Source organism: Dysosmobacter sp. Phy (genome assembly GCF_054476235.1).
Genome location: NZ_CM136997.1, coordinates 2,244,127 through 2,260,595, shown reverse-complemented (window position 1 = coordinate 2,260,595; position 16,469 = coordinate 2,244,127). Strand labels below are relative to the sequence as shown.

At 61.4% G+C, this 16,469-nt stretch carries 20 protein-coding genes and 1 tRNA gene; 8 read left to right on the top strand and 13 right to left on the bottom strand.

Annotated features, from left to right (window positions below; translation table 11 throughout):
• Window positions 1-143: 143 nt before the first annotated feature.
• Window positions 144-1,163 carry a tyrosine-type recombinase/integrase gene (locus tag ACVDHE_RS11165; RefSeq protein WP_458884612.1) on the top strand — a complete coding sequence of 340 codons (1,020 nt, stop codon included), beginning with the start codon at window positions 144-146 and terminating at the stop codon, window positions 1,161-1,163.
• Between the two features lie 74 nt (window positions 1,164-1,237).
• Here ACVDHE_RS11165 and fic read toward each other — a convergent pair whose 3' ends face one another.
• Complete coding sequence (gene fic / locus ACVDHE_RS11160) at window positions 1,238-1,843, bottom strand: protein adenylyltransferase Fic (RefSeq protein ID WP_458884611.1); 606 nt, start codon at window positions 1,841-1,843, stop codon at window positions 1,238-1,240.
• A gap of 61 nt (window positions 1,844-1,904) precedes the next feature.
• A tRNA-Arg gene (locus ACVDHE_RS11155) sits at window positions 1,905-1,981 on the bottom strand.
• 379 nt (window positions 1,982-2,360) lie between these two features.
• On the opposite strand from ACVDHE_RS11155, the gene ACVDHE_RS11150 reads away from it, so the two are divergent.
• From ACVDHE_RS11150 to ACVDHE_RS11140, 3 genes are all read left to right on the top strand, one after another.
• Window positions 2,361-2,990 (top strand): redox-sensing transcriptional repressor Rex, encoded by a 630-nt coding sequence (locus ACVDHE_RS11150; RefSeq protein WP_213038156.1) that lies wholly within the window; start codon window positions 2,361-2,363, stop codon window positions 2,988-2,990.
• Window positions 2,991-3,018: 28 nt separating this feature from the next.
• A complete protein-coding gene (locus tag ACVDHE_RS11145) occupies window positions 3,019-4,110 on the top strand; it encodes an S-layer homology domain-containing protein (protein WP_458884610.1) in 1,092 nt (363 codons plus the stop codon).
• Between the two features lie 79 nt (window positions 4,111-4,189).
• On the top strand, window positions 4,190-4,333 hold the full coding sequence (locus tag ACVDHE_RS11140) for a hypothetical protein (RefSeq protein WP_213038154.1): 144 nt from the start codon (window positions 4,190-4,192) through the stop codon (window positions 4,331-4,333).
• A 126-nt stretch (window positions 4,334-4,459) separates the two neighbouring features.
• Here ACVDHE_RS11140 and ACVDHE_RS11135 read toward each other — a convergent pair whose 3' ends face one another.
• The 3 genes from ACVDHE_RS11135 to sfsA form a co-directional block, all read right to left on the bottom strand.
• Complete coding sequence (locus ACVDHE_RS11135; protein ID WP_418725918.1) at window positions 4,460-5,917, bottom strand: sodium:solute symporter family protein; 1,458 nt, start codon at window positions 5,915-5,917, stop codon at window positions 4,460-4,462.
• 147 nt (window positions 5,918-6,064) lie between these two features.
• Window positions 6,065-6,598 carry a manganese efflux pump MntP gene (locus ACVDHE_RS11130; protein ID WP_458886176.1) on the bottom strand — a complete coding sequence of 178 codons (534 nt, stop codon included), beginning with the start codon at window positions 6,596-6,598 and terminating at the stop codon, window positions 6,065-6,067.
• Between the two features lie 58 nt (window positions 6,599-6,656).
• Window positions 6,657-7,337, bottom strand: a complete 681-nt coding sequence (gene sfsA / locus ACVDHE_RS11125; protein WP_418725920.1) for a DNA/RNA nuclease SfsA — start codon at window positions 7,335-7,337, stop codon at window positions 6,657-6,659.
• 263 nt (window positions 7,338-7,600) lie between these two features.
• Between sfsA and ACVDHE_RS11120 the strand changes: the two genes are divergently transcribed.
• The 4 genes from ACVDHE_RS11120 (at window position 7,601) to ACVDHE_RS11105 (ending at window position 11,101) form a co-directional block, all read left to right on the top strand.
• Entirely contained in the window at window positions 7,601-7,873 is a 273-nt protein-coding gene (locus ACVDHE_RS11120) for an OadG family protein (RefSeq protein ID WP_325224065.1), read from the top strand.
• Between the two features lie 31 nt (window positions 7,874-7,904).
• The gene (locus ACVDHE_RS11115) at window positions 7,905-8,246 is read left to right on the top strand and encodes a biotin/lipoyl-containing protein (RefSeq protein ID WP_418725921.1); all 342 of its coding nucleotides are present in this window, start codon (window positions 7,905-7,907) and stop codon (window positions 8,244-8,246) included.
• Window positions 8,247-8,260: 14 nt separating this feature from the next.
• Complete coding sequence (locus tag ACVDHE_RS11110; RefSeq protein ID WP_458884609.1) at window positions 8,261-9,520, top strand: sodium ion-translocating decarboxylase subunit beta; 1,260 nt, start codon at window positions 8,261-8,263, stop codon at window positions 9,518-9,520.
• A gap of 114 nt (window positions 9,521-9,634) precedes the next feature.
• A complete protein-coding gene (locus ACVDHE_RS11105; RefSeq protein WP_458884608.1) occupies window positions 9,635-11,101 on the top strand; it encodes a pyruvate carboxylase subunit B in 1,467 nt (488 codons plus the stop codon).
• Window positions 11,102-11,147: 46 nt separating this feature from the next.
• Here the strand turns inward: ACVDHE_RS11105 and ACVDHE_RS11100 are convergent, their stop codons facing one another.
• The 8 genes from ACVDHE_RS11100 to ACVDHE_RS11065 are packed head-to-tail and all read right to left on the bottom strand — an operon-like array spanning window position 11,148 to window position 16,265.
• Window positions 11,148-11,918, bottom strand: coding sequence for a hypothetical protein (locus ACVDHE_RS11100; RefSeq protein ID WP_458884607.1), 771 nt, complete (start codon window positions 11,916-11,918; stop codon window positions 11,148-11,150).
• The gene (locus ACVDHE_RS11095; protein WP_458884606.1) at window positions 11,915-12,646 is read right to left on the bottom strand and encodes a permease prefix domain 1-containing protein; all 732 of its coding nucleotides are present in this window, start codon (window positions 12,644-12,646) and stop codon (window positions 11,915-11,917) included. Before ACVDHE_RS11095 ends, ACVDHE_RS11100 begins: the two co-directional genes overlap by 4 nt.
• Before the next feature lie 7 nt (window positions 12,647-12,653).
• On the bottom strand, window positions 12,654-12,992 hold the full coding sequence (locus tag ACVDHE_RS11090; RefSeq protein ID WP_325225342.1) for a PadR family transcriptional regulator: 339 nt from the start codon (window positions 12,990-12,992) through the stop codon (window positions 12,654-12,656).
• The gene (locus ACVDHE_RS11085) at window positions 12,989-13,687 is read right to left on the bottom strand and encodes a hypothetical protein (RefSeq protein WP_458884605.1); all 699 of its coding nucleotides are present in this window, start codon (window positions 13,685-13,687) and stop codon (window positions 12,989-12,991) included. Before ACVDHE_RS11085 ends, ACVDHE_RS11090 begins: the two co-directional genes overlap by 4 nt.
• Window positions 13,684-14,499, bottom strand: a complete 816-nt coding sequence (locus ACVDHE_RS11080) for a permease prefix domain 1-containing protein (RefSeq protein ID WP_458884604.1) — start codon at window positions 14,497-14,499, stop codon at window positions 13,684-13,686. The genes ACVDHE_RS11085 and ACVDHE_RS11080 overlap by 4 nt, the downstream gene beginning before the upstream one ends.
• 7 nt (window positions 14,500-14,506) lie before the next feature.
• Window positions 14,507-14,773: a PadR family transcriptional regulator gene (locus ACVDHE_RS11075; RefSeq protein ID WP_458884603.1), complete on the bottom strand. Its 267-nt coding sequence runs from the start codon at window positions 14,771-14,773 to the stop codon at window positions 14,507-14,509.
• Complete coding sequence (locus ACVDHE_RS11070; RefSeq protein ID WP_458884602.1) at window positions 14,770-15,399, bottom strand: hypothetical protein; 630 nt, start codon at window positions 15,397-15,399, stop codon at window positions 14,770-14,772. The genes ACVDHE_RS11075 and ACVDHE_RS11070 overlap by 4 nt, the downstream gene beginning before the upstream one ends.
• Window positions 15,396-16,265 (bottom strand): permease prefix domain 1-containing protein, encoded by an 870-nt coding sequence (locus ACVDHE_RS11065; protein ID WP_458884601.1) that lies wholly within the window; start codon window positions 16,263-16,265, stop codon window positions 15,396-15,398. Before ACVDHE_RS11065 ends, ACVDHE_RS11070 begins: the two co-directional genes overlap by 4 nt.
• Between the last annotated feature and the right edge of the window lie 204 nt (window positions 16,266-16,469).

Sequence of the window (16,469 nt, the reverse complement as noted above, 5' to 3'; positions counted from 1 at the left end):
CCGAAAACGGGGAAACAGCTATCTCATCGTGGTCTCCATGGGCTACGACTACAAGGGCGCGCATCAAGCCCCGGCAGAAAACCGTCCATCCACCCCAGGAACTGACGCCAAAACAGCGAGAAAAATGGCTCCAGGAGCAGGCAGTGCTCTTCGAGCGATCCTGCCGGGATACCCCGGAGGAAACTACAAAGCCCATCACCTTGGCCGCCTACATCGATCTGTGGCTGCGGGAGATCGCCCCCGGCAAGCTGGCCAAGTCCACCATCCGCCGGGACCGGCAGGACATCGTCCGCATTCTCCCTGCCCTGGGCCACTACAAGCTCACAGAACTGCGGCCGGAGCATTTCCGGGCCTTCTACGCCCAGCTCCGTGAGACCGTCAGCACGGAAACCAAAAAGCCACTCTCCGAGTACACCGTTGAGGGCGTGCACGCTACGCTGTGCAGCATCCTCTCCGATGCCGTGGAGGGTGGCTTTCTGCGTCATAACCCCGCCTGGCGCACTTACCGTTATTCGGGACGAAAGACAGAGAAGAAAATTGCTGACGCGGAGACTGTGGGAAAGATCATTGCCGCTCTGGAGGACGAGAGCATCAAGTATGAGACTTATTTCAAGCTGGTGATCGCCACGGGCATGCGCCGGGGCGAGTGCTGCGCCCTGCAATGGGGCGATATTGACTGGGAACGGCGCTCCATCCACATCCGCCGGAACGCGGTGAAGGTGACGGACGAGGAGATCTTCACCAAGGCCCCCAAGACCATCTCCGGGGATCGGTATGTCTTCTTCTCTCTGGAGATGGAATCCCTGCTGCGGGATTACCGCCGGGAGTGCGCATGGGAGACGGAGACCTATGACGGCAGAGCGCTGGAGGACGGGGACTTTCTGTTCCGCCGTAAGGGCTGCCGCCTTCCCATGACGCCCTCCACCTTCACCTGGCGGTTCAAGCTGATCCTGAAAAAGCACGGTCTGCCAGAATATCTGAACGTCCACTCCCTGCGGCACACCAACGCCAGCCTGCTCATCGCAAACGGCACGGACGTGGCCACGGTGGCGGGCCTCCTGGGCCACAGCCAACCATCTACTACACTGGACATCTATACCCACGCGTTTGACAGGAACAAACAGGCGGCCAGCAGGGCGCTCCAGGAGGGGCTGGAGATCTGAGCATGTGGCCTGGAATGATTAAGAGGCAGGAACCGAATCGGTTCCTGCCTCTTTTTTGCTGTAACATGAGATGATCACAGTTCCTCAGCCTTGAAGGCCGTATAGCCCTCATAGTAGTAGCTGTGGTCAATGCCTTTCATATAGACGTCCCGGCTGTCGATCTCGTCCGTAAGCGCGTTTTTCAGGATATGCTTGATCTCGGTATCCCGAATCGGGCTGCGTTCCATGGCCAGCAGATAATCCTCTTTATCCACGCGGCTCCAGTCGACCACCTGATGAAGCTCTGCTTTCAGCAGCAGATCCAGCCAGATGCGGGTGCTGCGTCCGTTGCCTTCCCGGAAGGGGTGGGCGATGTTCATCTCCACATATTTCTCGATGATCTCATCAAAGGTGGACTGCGGCATCTTTTCAATATTGGAGAGGGCCGCTTCCAGATACATCACCGGAGCAAACCGGAAATTGCCCTTGGCGATGTTGACGGTACGGAGCTCGCCGGCAAAGTCGTAGATGTCCTCAAAGAGGTACTTATGGATGAATTGCAGAGAGGAAAAAGTCCCCGCCTCCAGCCGATCCAGCAGGCCCTTCTCAAACAGTTCGACCGCTTTCTTTTTGCTGATCCGCTCCTCCTCGCGGGCAAGGTCGGCAGAGGATGTGAGTCCCAGTTTATTCTCGAGCGCCATGACAATCCCTCCTTTGCCTAAATGAAAACAAAAGGCACTTGCAAAAGCAAGTGCCTTTTGTTGGTACGCCCGGCTGGATTCGAACCAGTGGCCTACAGAGTCGGAGTCTGTCACTCTATCCAACTGAGCTACGGGCGCATATTCACTTGCAGGGGATTTGCGGTTGCGGGGAAACAGTGGTCAAATAGTAGTCAACGGCGGCGCTTTCGCTTGGCTTCCCAGCCGCGATCCCAGTGACCACGGGGCTTTGCGCTGTATCTCAACTGGAACCGCCGGAAATGTCGGAGTCTGTCACTCTATCCAACTGAGCTACGGGCGCATATCTAATTTTCAGATGTACTCCAGCACATCTCTTGGTAGTATAGCAAGGTTTCCCCAAATTGTAAAGCCCCTTCTCGAAAAAATTTTCTGTCCAAAAGATTGTTAAAAAATTTGACAAGTTGGCCGTTATGGTCTAAACTAGAGATTAAGAAATTTTTAACGATCCTCATGGTTCGTGATTATAGGAGTGATCACATTGAAAAAGGAGAACATCTCCGACGCCGTGATCCGGCGCCTTCCCCGGTACTACCGCCAACTGACAGACCTGTGCGCCCGCGGTGTGGTACGGATCTCCTCCCATTCCCTGGGGCAGGAAATGAATATCACCGCCTCCCAGATCCGGCAGGATTTCAGCTGCTTCGGTGAGTTCGGCCAGCAGGGCTACGGCTACAACGTGGAAGAGCTGCGATCTGAGATCGGCCATATTCTGGGGGTGGACAACGACCACCACCTCATTATGATCGGCGTAGGCAATCTGGGCCACGCGCTGCTTCAGAACTTCCCCTTCTCTCAGACCGGTTTCACCGTAGACGCCGCTTTCGATATCAACCCTCAGCTCTCCGGCACCGTCATCAACGGCGTGCCCGTCTATCCCATGACCCAGCTGGACGAATTTGTCCGCAGCCACAGCGTGGACGTGGTGGTCCTCACCATCCCCCAGTCCGTGGCCCAGGACACCGCCACCCACCTGATGGATCTGGGCATCCGGGGCTTCTGGAACTTCACCAACATGGAGCTGTCCAGCCCCTCCCCCGACGTGAAATTTGAAAACATTCACTTCGCCGACAGTCTGCTGACCCTCAGCTACCGCATCGCCAACCGCTGACGGGAACAGTCCACGAAAGGATACTTCCATGAAGAAAAAACGCTTCCTGCTGCCCGTCCTCTGTCTGCTGATCCCTCTGGCACTGATGGTCTCGGCCCTGGCTGCCGGCGGAGATCTGTCCGATCCCCTGGCCTCGCTGTCCTACCTGACCGGCATCTTCACCGACACGGTGAACAAGCGGGTGGATGAAAAGCTGAACGCCTCCGACCAGGCCCTGCTCTCCGGGAATCTGGAAGCTGTCTCCGGAAGCTCCACCGCCACCTGGACGGAAACCCGCCTGAAAGAGGGTGACGTTCTGACCGGCTCCACCGGCACCAGCGTGCTGGTGCTGGCCGGCGGTGCCCGGGTCACCTTCTCCGGCGCCGTGGTGGACGTGACCACCGGCACCGCCGTCACCAGCGGCAGCGCTCTGGCGGTGAACCACCGCTATCTCGTGGCTGAAAACACCACTGCCGATTTTACCGTTACCTCCAAGACAGCGGTGGTGGACTACCAGGGTCCCTACGCCTTCCGCTATTCCAACGCCACCGATTACAACGCCATCGCCGCCGCCCTCAAAACGCTGAACCTCTTTAAGGGCAGCTTCACCGGCTATGGCGAGGGTTACGATCTGGAGGTAGCCCCCACACGGCTCCAGGCCCTTATCATGTTCATCCGGGTCCTGGGCGAGGAGGACGCCGCCCTGGCCTACACCGGCCCCATGCCCTTCACCGATGTGGCCGCCGGTTCTCAGAGTGAGAAATACGTGGGCTACGCATACAGCAAGGGCTACACCAACGGGTACAGCGCCACTACCTTCCGGCCCAGTCAGACCGTCACAGCGGGGCAGTACATGGAGTTCATGCTGCGGGCCCTGGGATACAGCTCCGCGGCCAACACGGATCTGTCCGGCACACTGGACAACGCCTACGCCAACGGCGTCATCACCTCCGGGGAACTGACCGCTCTGCAAAGCGGAACCTTCCTGCGGGCGGATCTGGTCTATGTCTCCTATTACGCGCTGGACGCCACTATGGCCGGTACCGGCATCACCCTGCGGGACACCCTGATGAACAAGGGCACCTTTACCTCCGCCCAGGTAAGTACGGCTGCCGCTCTGGTCCCCGGCGCGAGAAAATAAGAGGAACCCCTTTCCCGGGGCCGCATACTATGGATTGAGACCGGTTCGGACGGTCTACGAATTCATAGGAGGTTCCGGTATGTGCAATAACGGTTTTGGCGGTGGCAACTGCTGCTGGATCATCATTCTGCTGATCATCATTTGGTGCTGCTGCGGCAACGGCAGCTGGGGTGGTTCCGGCTGCGGCGGTAACTGCGGCTGCAATCCCCCGTCCTGCTGCTGATTTTTCATAAGAGACCCGGCGCCCCGTGTCCTGTGGGACACGGGGCGCCTCGCTGTCTGTCCGGAAAAAAGTCCGCGCCGGCAAGCCTGCCGGCGCGGACCGCGGGAGGGAGGGATCGTCTGCTGCTCAGTCGTCCTCCTCCGGAGCCAGCTCCGTGGTACGGACCTTGGGCGGACAGAGCAGGGAGAACACCAGGAAGAACACCAGGCCCACCACAAGACCGGGGATAATGGGCTGGCTCAGCTTCACGCCGAAGAGTACACCGCCGGAGATCTTCTCCAGATACACCACCACGATGGACCCGGAGATCAGAGAGGCGATGGTGCCCGCCAGAGAGGCGCCCTTCCAGTAGTGGCCCAGCACATAGGGGAAGAAGGCGCCCGCCGCCCGCAAGGTGAAGCAGAACATCAGCAGCGTCACGATACCAGAGGTGTTGAACAGGGCGATGAACATGGATGCCACACCTACGATGCCCATGACGATCTTGGTGACGTTCATGACCTCCTTGCTGGTGGCATCGGGCTTAAGGACTGCGCGGTAAATGTCGTTGGCGAAGATGGAGCCCGCGCCCAGCAGGTCGGAGTCCGAGGAGGACATGGTGGCGGAGATGATGCCGGCGAAGAGCAGTCCGCAGATGACCGCAGGCATAGCCTCCATAGCCAGCACCGGCAGGGCATAGCGGGCGCCAACAGACTCAAAGTCAGCGGCGGAGAACTTGCCCATGGAGATCAGGGCCAGGACGATGACGCCCAGCACCGCCGGAACGAAGGCATAGACGAAGTTCAAAACAGCGGCCAGGACGGAGCCCTGCCGGGCGGCCTTGCCGTCCCGGGCGGCGTAATAGCGGGAGACGGCCTCCTGGCCCACGGTGAAGGTGGCGACGTACATGACCGTCAGGGACAAGATACCCATGGGAGTGTAGCCGGAGAACATATCGAAGGTCTCCGCGGGCACATTGGCCACTACCGCGTCCCAGCCTCCCGCCAGATTGACGGCGAAGGGCACGGCGATGATCATACCGATGATGATGAGGAACACCTGGACAAAGTCCGTCAGCGTCACGCTCCAGAGGCCGCCCATGACGGAGTAGATGGTGACCACCACCGCCACAATGATGACGGCGGTCTTGTAGCCGATGCCCAGCATGGTGGAGAGGATGACGGAAGAGGCAATGAACTGGCCCGCCGTCAGGCCCACCAGGGGCAGCAGCATGATGATCGCGGTGATAAGGCCGGCGCTTTTGCCGTACCGGCGGCGGAAATACTCCGGCACGGTCTTGACCGTTGCCGCCCGGAACTTGGGCGCCAGGAAGGTCAGGATCACAAAGGCGAAGCCCATGGTGATGATGTACCAGGCGGAGCTGATGCCGTAACCGGACATGCCGTTTTCCACGACGCCCAGAGAGCTGCCGCCGCCGATCTCCGTGGCGGCCAGGGTGCCGGCCATCAGGAAGGGTCCCAGCCGCCGGCCCGCCACCATGAAGTCGGTGTTGGAGGTGATCTTGGTGGAGGAATACCAGCCGATGAACAGCATTGCCAGCAGATAGAGCACGACGATGACGGTGACTGTCAAATTGAATTGCATAGCATTCTCCCTTCTTTCTGCACCCGGCCCCGGCCCATCCGGGGCCCTTTGTCTCATCATACAGGATTTCTCTCCAGGTGTAAAGATTTTGTTAAGAATTTGGAACATGAAAAGCGCCGGGCAGTGCCCGGCGCTTTTTCGATACGCTTACAGGATCCCCAGGTGTTCCAGCAGAATCTTGGCTCCCAGCAGAATCAGCACGATGCCGCCGGTCAGCTCCGCCCGCTTCTTGTAGCGGGTACCGAAGAAATTGCCAACCACCACGCCGCCCAGGGAGATGCAGAAGGTGGTCAGGCCGATGATGGTGACAGCCGGCAGGATCTTCACCCGGAAAAAGGCGAAGGTCACACCCACGGCCAGGGCGTCGATGCTGGTGGCGACGGCCATCATGAAAAGACGCTTGAGGTCCAACCGGTCCGCAACGGCGCAGGCAGTCTCCTCCTCTTCCTCCGGGGACATCGCCTCCCGGACCATGTTACCGCCAATGAGGGCCAGCAGGCCGAAGGCCACCCAGTGGTCCACATTCTCGATGTACCGGGCGAACTGGGAGCCCAGCACCCAGCCCAAAAAGGGCATCAGCGCCTGGAACCCGCCGAAGAACAGGGCGATCACCGTGCCGTGCCGCAGGTTCAGCTTCGGCATACACAGGCCCTGGCACACCGCCACGGCAAAGGCGTCCATGGACAGGCTGACGCCGATGAGAAACAGCTCCAAAATCCCCACAATACCAGACTCCCACTCACAAGATCACCGGCACCGGCCGGCGGACAGCGATGCTCTCTGGGGTCACCCGGCAGTCATACGCCTGCACATGAACACCCCGAGACACAGCAAACCGCAGCGCTTCCCCAAAGGCTGGATGAGTCTCGTCGTTGGGGGAAACGCTGTGGATATCTTCCATTTGTACCACAAAGAACAGCGTGGCGTCAAGCCCCTCCTCCACAGCCCGAGCCAGCTCCAGGATGTGCTTCACGCCCCGCTCCGTTGGCGCGTCGGGAAAGCGGGCGGCACCGCCGTCCTCCAGGGTCACGCCCTTTACCTCCACCAGATGAGGACCGTGAAGCGTCTCCAGACAGAAGTCCAGCCGGGAATCCCCCCAGCGGACCTCCCGCCGCACGTCCGTCACCTCCGGAGAAAAGCCGCCGGCGCGAGCCCACTCCTCAAAGACGCGGTTGGGGGCCTGAGCGTCCATATTAATGAGCCGATCCCCCTTCTCCACGGCGATCAGGTCAAAGGCCGTCCTCCGCCCCGGTGTGCGCCCCGGCTCCAGATATACGGTGGCGCCTGGCACCAGTAGCTCCCGACAGCGGCCGGTGTTCTTCACATGGCAGACCTGGACCCCCTCTGCTGTCTCCACGTGGGCGATGAAGCGGTTGGGCCGGACCAGGAACCGCCCGGATAAAACGTTCTGATATTGCATAAAGCTCCTTTCCGGAACCCGGGAAACCGCGCATTTTGTGCCCTCTCCCGGGGCTGTATCTCCTTTTATCATTATCTGTGTCCGCTCACATTTTTGTCACCCAAGCAGAAACAAACGATTTCTTTTGCTTCCGCTTTGTGTATTTTGACAAATATTTACGCAAATTTTTTCGGTGTACCGCAGCCAAAAGCGGCACAATCCGCATTGTGTTCTTTCAAAAAAATTGATACAATGTACCTAAAAATCGCCCAAGGAGGGAATCTATGGACTACAATCATCTGTTTGTGTGTCTGATGGGCATGGGGACAGTGTTCTTCGGCCTGATCTGCCTGGTGGCGCTGAGCACACTGATGAGCGCGGTGCTGCGCTCCGTCGGAAAGCAGCCGGCGGTCTCCGCTCCGCCTGTCCCGGCGCAGACAGTACCGGCCACGGGCGCCATCACGCCGGAGCTGATCGCCGCCATCTCCGCCGCTGTTGCTGAGGACCTGGGCACCGATGTCACCGGCATCCGCATCCTGTCCGTCAAACCCTTATAAATCGTCTGTGCGAAAGAATGGGGAGGTTTCCATGAAGAAATACAAAGTGACCGTCAACGGCGTTGCCTATGAAGTAGAACTGGAGGAGCTGACCGGCGCGGCCCCTGCGCCTGCGGCCGCGGCTGTTCCGGCGCCGCCCCCGCCTCCGGCACCTGCCGGCGGCGAGCAGGTGACCGCTCCCATGCCCGGCACCATCCTGTCCGTGAATATTGCGGTAGGCGACAGCGTCAAGCGGGGTCAGGTGCTGATGATCCTGGAGGCCATGAAAATGGAAAATGAGATCATGTGTCCCCGGGATGGCCGGGTGGCCGCCATCCAGACCGCCAAGGGCGCTGCGGTGGAGTCCGGCACGCCCCTTTGCACCATCCAGTGACGGGGTAACGGCCTATGGACGCTGTTTTGAATTTTATCACAAGCACCGGCTTTTATCAATTCACCCAGGGCGGTAACTGGAAATGCCTCATCATGATCGTCATTGCCTGTGTCCTGCTGTACCTGGGCATTGCAAAAAAGTTTGAGCCGCTGCTGCTGGTGCCCATCGCCTTCGGCATGCTGGTGACCAACCTGCCCGGAGCGGAGATGTACCATGAGATCCTCTTTGCCGGGGGCCATATCCACTGGGACCTCTTCGGAGGCGCCCCAATCACGGCGGAGTTTTTGTCGGAAATGAGCGCTGCCGGGGTATCCGAAGCCGTGCTGGCCACGGCAGCGGTAGGCGAGACCATCTCCGTGGGACTGCTGGACGTGCTGTGCCTGGGCGTAAAGCTGGGTATCTACCCCTGCCTGATCTTCATGGGAGTGGGCGCTATGACCGACTTCGGTCCCCTGATCGCCAACCCCAAGAGCCTGCTGCTGGGCGCGGCCGCGCAGCTTGGCATCTTCATGACCTATGTGGGCTGCCGCCTGATCGGCTTCACCGGCCCGGAGGCAGGCTCCATCGGCATCATCGGCGGCGCCGACGGTCCCACGGCCATCTTCGTCACCGTCATGCTGGCCCCGGCCCTGCTGGGCCCCATCGCTGTATCGGCCTACTCCTACATGGCCCTGGTGCCGGTGATTCAGCCGCCCATCATGAAACTGCTGACCACCGAGGAAGAGCGTAAAATCGTCATGAAGCCCCTGCGGGAGGTCTCCAAGAAGGAGAAGATCGTCTTCCCCATCGTGGTGACCGTATTTGTTGCCCTTCTGGTGCCCTCCGCGGCACCGCTGATCGCCTGTTTGATGCTGGGGAACCTCTTCCGGGAGTGCGGTGTCACCGACCGTCTCAGCAAGACAGTGCAGAACGAGCTCATCAACATCGTCACCATTTTCCTGGGGGTCTCCGTGGGCGCTACCGCCACCGGCACCACCTTCCTCAGCCCCCGCACCCTGGCCATCCTGGCCATGGGCATCGTGGCCTTCAGCTTCGGTACCGCCGGCGGCGTACTGCTGGCCAAGTTCATGAACCTGTTCCTCAAGGAGAAGATCAACCCCCTCATCGGCTCCGCCGGCGTGTCCGCCGTGCCCATGGCCGCCCGGGTGTCCCAGAAGGTGGGCCAGGAGGCCAATCCCGGCAACTTCCTGCTGATGCACGCCATGGGCCCCAATGTGGCCGGCGTCATTGGCTCCGCCATCGCCGCGGGCGTGCTGATCTCCCTGTTCGGCTGATTCTTTTTCTTGAAAGAAAAAGAACCAAAAAGAACGTTATCTCGCCACCGGGCCCGGCAATCCTCACAGCCGCAGCGGCGGCGACCGGCCCCGGTGCGCAAGTGGAGGCTTTCTATGGAATTTCTATCGAACAAACCGCTGTATCTCACCGATACCATCCTCCGGGACGCCCACCAGTCCCAGGCGGCCACCCGGATGCGTCTGGAGGACATGCTGCCCGCCTGCGAGGTGCTGGACTCCATTGGCTATTGGTCGCTGGAGTGCTGGGGCGGCGCCACCTTTGACGCCTGCATGCGCTTTTTGAACGAGGACCCCTGGGAGCGCCTGCGGGCCCTGCGCCGCGCTCTGCCCCACACGAAGCTCCAGATGCTCTTCCGCGGCCAGAACATCCTGGGCTACAAGCATTACGCCGATGACGTGGTGGACGCCTTCTGCGCCAAGAGCATTGAAAACGGCATCGACATCATCCGCATCTTTGACGCCCTCAACGACGTGCGGAACCTGGAACAGGCCATCCGCTCCACCAAGAAGTACGGCGGCATGGTGGAGGCCACCCTCAGCTATACCATCTCCCCCATCCACGACGAGGCGTACTTCGTGAAGCTGGCAAAGGAGCTGGAGCAGATGGGGGCCGACGTCATCTGCATCAAGGACATGGCAAACCTCCTTCTGCCCATGGACGCCTATTCCCTGGTCAAGCGATTGAAGGAGACGGTGTCCGTGCCCATCCATCTGCACACCCACAACACCACCGGCACCGGCGATATGGTGTATCTCATGGCGGCCTACGCCGGGGTGGACATCGTGGACACGGCCCTGAGCCCCCTGGCCAACGGCACCTCCCAGCCCGCCACGGAGTCCCTGGTGGCCACGCTCCGGGGCACCGTCCGGGATACGGGGCTGGATCTGAACAAGATGAGCGAGGCCGCCGTGCACTTCCGCAAGGTGGCCCAGCGGCTCAAGGACGAGGGGTCCCTGGACCCCAAGGTGCTGAACGTGGATACCAATACCCTTTTGTATCAGGTGCCCGGCGGTATGCTCAGCAACCTCATCTCCCAGCTCAAGCAGGCCGGGAAAGAGGACCAGTACTACGACGTGCTGGCGGAGATCCCCCGGGTCCGGGAGGACTTCGGCTACCCGCCCCTGGTGACCCCCTCCAGCCAGATCGTGGGCACCCAGGCGGTGATGAACGTCATTATGGGGGAGCGGTACAAGACCTTCCCCAAGGAGTCCAAAGCCATGCTGCGGGGCGAATACGGCGCCCTGCCGGGCAAGGTCAACGAGGATGTCCGGGCCAAGGCCGGCATTGCTCCGGAGGAGGTCATCACCTGCCGCCCGGCAGACCTGCTGGAGCCGGAGCTGCCCAAGTATCGGGAGGAGTTCCGTGGTCTCGCCAAGAGCGACGAAGACGTTCTCTCCCTGGCCCTGTTCCCCCAGGTGGCGCCCAAGTTCCTTGCCTGGCGGGACGGCCCCCGCGAAGCTCCCAAACCGGAGCCGCCGAAGCCCGCGGCGCAGGCCGCGCCTCCCAACCCCGCCGACCCCAGCGCCGTGCGGGAGCTGTATGTGGAGTACAAGTTTTAATGAAAGAAGGACGGTATCGAATGATACCGTCCTTTTCTCTTGCCGCTCACCGGTCCGCGCCGCCGGGAAAGGAGTTCCACAGCTCCTGCTCCCAGGTCCCCAGGACCTGCCCCGCCGCGTCATAGAAGGTCACGGAGAGCTCCGCGGCAAAATCCGTTCCCACGACGCGCCGTCGGATGTTGTTGTAGGAGCGCAGGGCGCTCTCCTCCGCCATGGTCTTTGTCCGCAGGGCGGCTTCATTTTCCTCGTTGGGATATTTCAGCGTGATGGAAAAGCAATAGATACCCTGGGGGCTGGGGACAGCCTCCATCACATAGGTCTCATCCCAGTCAAAGTGATCGCTGGCGGAGGTCCCGGCGCTCTCGTCCGTCCAGGATGCCTGGATGTCCGACCGCAGCCGCAGGCGGCACTCCGCCCGGGCCGCCTCCGGCTCGTCCGACCAGAAATACACCGTATCCGCAGGCGTCCCAGTCTGGGCCTGGAACAGCACGGCGCCGCCGTCCTCCGGCTGGGCGAAGCAAAACTCCCCCACGCTGCGGCTCCCCAGCCACCGGTAGCACCGGGAGGAGGCCAGCCGGCCGTCCTCCCACTGCAGCAGCAGATCGGCCCGGTCCCTCTCCCATTCGGAGCAATACAGGATCTCCGGCGCCGCCAGGCCGTACTCCTCCGCCCGCCACCGCACCGCCAGCGCCACCGTGGGCGGGGCAAAGTCCCGCAGGGCCCAGATGAACAGCAGCAGTGCCACCACGGTCAGTAGGTTCCGAAAAATGCGCCCCTTTCGGCTCAGACGGGGCAGGTATTTCCTGCAAATCTTCATGGCACCGCCTCCTCTCCGCCCGGCAGCTGGACTCGGATGGTCCACCCGGCGGCCAGATGAGTGATGTCCACCCACTCCGGGGCATTTTCGATGCCGTCCAGTTCGATCCAGCCGTATGTTCGGACGGGCCGGTCCCCGGAGACGCTCCCTGTGATCCAGGGATAGCGGTAGCTCCTGTACACGGTGCCGTTGCTGTCCACCGCCTCCAGGCAGTCCATCAGCTCCGGGCCGTCCAGCCAGAATTTCAGCGTGGTGCACCGCAGGTCCAGGTGCAGCTGCCCCCTGCCGGTCTCCTGGTTGTCCACATACCGAACCTGTGTCACCTCCAGGCGGTAGGGGCCCGCCTGCACCGGCGGCGGGCAGGCCAGCTCTACGCCGATCCCCTCCCAGCTGTTGGAGATCTGCGCGCTCCAGTCCGGCCAGCCGCGATACAGCAGCGTCAACAGCGTCAGGGCACAGGCAACCCACACCAGCGCCCGGCTGAGCTGCCACAGCCGCCCCAGCCAGGGCTTGTGGACCCGGTCCAGGGCCTTCCCGATGGTCTCCGGGTCCCCCATAGCCGTGAGCGCCCGCTGCCGGGCCAGCTCCGGCGGGTAGTCCAGCCGCTCCAGGTCCCGGACATGGTCCTCATAGTGAGCGGACAGTTCCTGTTCAATGGCCGCCCGATCCGGTTTGAAGCGCACCTGGGCCGTCACTGCGGCCCGCCAGTTCCGAAAGTCCTCTCCCATGGCCTCCTCACGCCGGGGAGGTGCCGCAGACCACGGCGTTGACCTTCTCCGTGAAGGCGGTCCACTCGGCCTTTTTCTCCTCCAGGACCTTCCATCCCTTTTTGGTGATGCGGTAGTACTTGCGCACCCGGCCCGTCTCCGCCTCCTTCTCCCGCACCGTCACCAGCCGGTCCGCCTCCAGGCCGTGGAGGATGGGATACAGCGTCCCCTCCTTCAGCTCGAAGGTGTGGTCGCTGCGGCGGGCCAGCTCTGTGATCATCTGGTAGCCGTACATCTCCTCCCGGCTCAGCAGGGACAAGACCAGCAGCGTGGTACTGCCCGCCATCAAACTCTTGTCGATCTTCATACCGTCTCCTCCTCCGGCCATCCCAGGCCAATGTCCTCCAAATACCCCATGGTCTTTTCAGCCGTCATCCGTCCCGCCCCATCATAGAGCCGCAGGACCGTCTGATAGGTGAACCCCGGGCCCTCCCCGGCAAAAAACGCCCGCTCCATCTCCGCCTCGGCGCTGGTATCCGCCTCGGAAAAGCAGGGCTCCAGCTGGAAGGTGAAGCAGTAGGGATTATGCCGGATGCCCTGGGCCGTGTACGTCCTTTGCGTGTCCCAGTCCCTTCCGCCGAAATTCCCCTCCCAGTGGATGTCCACCTCGATCTCCGCCCAGGCTGCATCCTCCAGCGAGCCGAAGGCCATGATCTCCAGGGGCCACAGGTCCCTGCTGGAACAGTGGATACCGTCGCTCTCCTCCCACAGCAGCGACTGGAAGTACTGTTTTCCGAGGATGGTCCTGCCGTATGTCACGGTCAGCAGCAGATTGCCGTTTCTGCCATAGAGCATACCGGCGTTGTCCTCCCCGGCGGTGAAGAGAAGCTCCGTGTTTTCCAGCAGCCAGATCCGTTCCGCCCGCCGCAGCAGAGCGGCGTCGGTCAGCGCGGGAAATTCCAGAAGCCACTCCGTCAGAAACAGGCAAAGCAGGACCAGCACCAGATTTCTCACGATCTTCTGCTTCCGGCTGAACCGGATCCTTGGGAAAAGCTTTCTCATGAAAACGCCTCCTCAAACTCCACCCGGAACGTGAAGCCCTCTCCGAAGGGATAGTTCAGCTCCACCCACTGTGGGGAAACTCCATCCAGCGCACAGCTGATCCGCAGTTGGGTAAACCCGGCCCGCTCCTCCGTGGTGCACAGATAGCGGCCTGCCCCCGGAAGATAGCGGTTCCCCATATAACCCGAGCTGTACATCTCCCCGGCATCCGTCGTCAGGCGCAGCATGGACAGCAGGGGGCCTTTCCGCCAAAAGGCGTCTGTCTCAGCCGTCACCACAGCGGAGAAGAAATACCTCCCGTCTCCGGAACGCCACAGGGCCGCATAGGGCACCCGAATGGTATATCCGCACCGCTCCGCCGACTCCGGCAAGGACGTCCGGGTCAAGCGACTAAGCTCCTCCGATTTCTCCGCCTCACCGGCAAAAAACATCCCGTCGGCTTCATAGACCGGTTGTTCCGCCCGAATGGCCTGGATCCCCTTTTCGATCCGGTAGGAATAGACATCGCCCACGGAAAGCCCGGTCAGCACAAGCACCACTGCCGCCACCAGCGCGGCCGCCTTACTGATGATCCACAGCCACCCCAGCCAGGGCTTGTGGACATGGTCCAGGGCCTTCCCGATGGCCTCCGGGTCGCCCATGGCCGTGAGCGCCCGCTGCTCCGCCAGCTCCGGCGGGTAGTCCAGTCTCTCCAGGTCCCGGACATGATCCTCATAGTGGGCCGTCAGCTCCTGTTCAATGGCCATCCGGTCCGGCCGGAAGCGTACTTGCGTGATCACCCGATCCCGCCAGTTTCGAAAGTCCTCTCCCATAGCCGTCTCATGCTGGTGAGGCGCCGCAGGCCACGGCGCAGACCTTCTCCGTAAAGGCGCCCCACTCTGCCTCCTTCTCCCGCACCGTCACCAGCCGGTCCGCCTCCAGTCCGTGGAGGATGGGATACAGCGTCCCCTCCTTCAGCTCGAAGGTGTAGTCGCTGCGTCGGGCCAGCTCCGTGATCATCTGGTAGCCGTACATCTCCTCCCGGCTCAGCAGGGACAATACCAGCAGCGTGGTGCTGCCCGCCATCAAACTCTTGTCGATCTTCATACCGTCTCCTCCAGTCCGCTCCGTTCCAGTTGGATTTCCCATAGTGCGTCTCCGTTCTGCCCGTAAGCAGTCAGCGTATAGGACAGCTGCCGGGGCCAGCGGTTGCGAAAGGTTCCTGTGGAGGCAGGAGCTCCCACGGGCTCTACGGGAAGGGAGAACACGCCCGGAGAGACTGCCTCTCCGGCGGCGGTATATACCCCGTCCACGGTCCCGTCCAGATCGCCGTCCACCCGGATCTCCACCTCCATGCGGACAGCGTCTCCCGTGTCTCCCAAAACCAGCAGCCGGTCCTCGCCTCCAGCGGGCAGGCAGAGGATTCCCTCTGTTGGAACGTACATCTGTGCACTGCCCGCGATCCGCCAGAGCAGTCCCTGGCGGTAGACGGGCGCCTCCAAAAAGCAGGCTCCGCAGCGAAGGTACATCCTGCTGAACGCGCCTTCCCGCTCTATGTAGAGGATCTCCGGGTCGGAGAGCAGATTTTCCCGGGCGATCTGTCGGGCCAGCATAGCCCGGCTCCAGGCCGGAAAGCCCAGCATGACCCAGAGTGCTCCCGCCATCAAACCGGACAGCAGCAGGTTTCGAATGATCCGGACCCTGCGGTTGGTCCGCTTCTTCACCTGTCTCATGAGGGCCCCTCCCATGTGATTCGAAAGGCCCAGTTGTTGTCTCCGTAGGGAAAGGACAGCTCCGTCCATTCTACCGGCTCACAGGCAGTCATGGTCAGGCAGAGATACCATCCGCCCAGATCGCGGCTGTCCTCCAAGCGGTAGCTGTCCGCATCACTGGAGAGGGGAATGGCGTTGGCGGACTCGGAAATCAAAAACCAGTTGTCTGTCTCTCCGCTGTGAAAGGGGTTGTATTTTTCATTCTGGAACGGAACCTCCCCGCTGCCAAGCAGGCTCAGGTCATCCAGAACGTCGTCCGGCAGCCCGTACCACAGGTGCTCCGGCTCCAGACGCAGCAAACACTCCGCTCTGTAAAATCCGCCGTCATTTTGCCACCATTTTCCTTCCAGGAGCGAGAGCGTGTAGCCTGGCAGCTGCGCGGGCTGCGCTTCCAGCGTTCCCATGAAGTGCCAAGCGGTGACGCCCTCCTGTTCATTCAGCAGTTGATAGCTGCCCACGATGGCCTGATATCCCCCCGGATCCTCCGGCGGAAACAGGGTATTTCCCGCCATATGAAAAAAGTCGCCGGTCCCGGGCAGGGACAGCAGACACGCAACCGCTGTCAAGACCAGCACAGCCCGGCTGGCCACCCACAGCCACCCCAGCCAGGGCTTGTGGACCCGGTCCAGGGCTCTTCCGACCAGTTCCGGGTCGCCCATGGCCGTGAGCGCCCGCTGCTCCGCCAACTTCGGCGGGTAGTCCAGCCGCTCCAGGTCCCGGACATGGTCCTCATAGTGGTCCGTCAGCTCCCTGGCGATAGAGTTCCGGTCCGGCCGGAAACGCACCTGTGCCGTCACCTGGTCCCGCCAGTCAGTAAACGCGCTCATTCTCACACCCCCCGGGAGCAAATACCTCGGCCATCTATGTTTATCATACATAGATGGCCGAGGTTTGTCAAGCAGTTTCCGGGTCAGTAGTTTCGTCAAGCGATGAAGCCATGTCTCATTCAGCTCCACAGTTGGTTGATCTGCATCCGAGCAGCCGTCTGGCAGGGGCAGCTTCGGTGCGCAGGGTAAAAAAGCAAAAAAGAG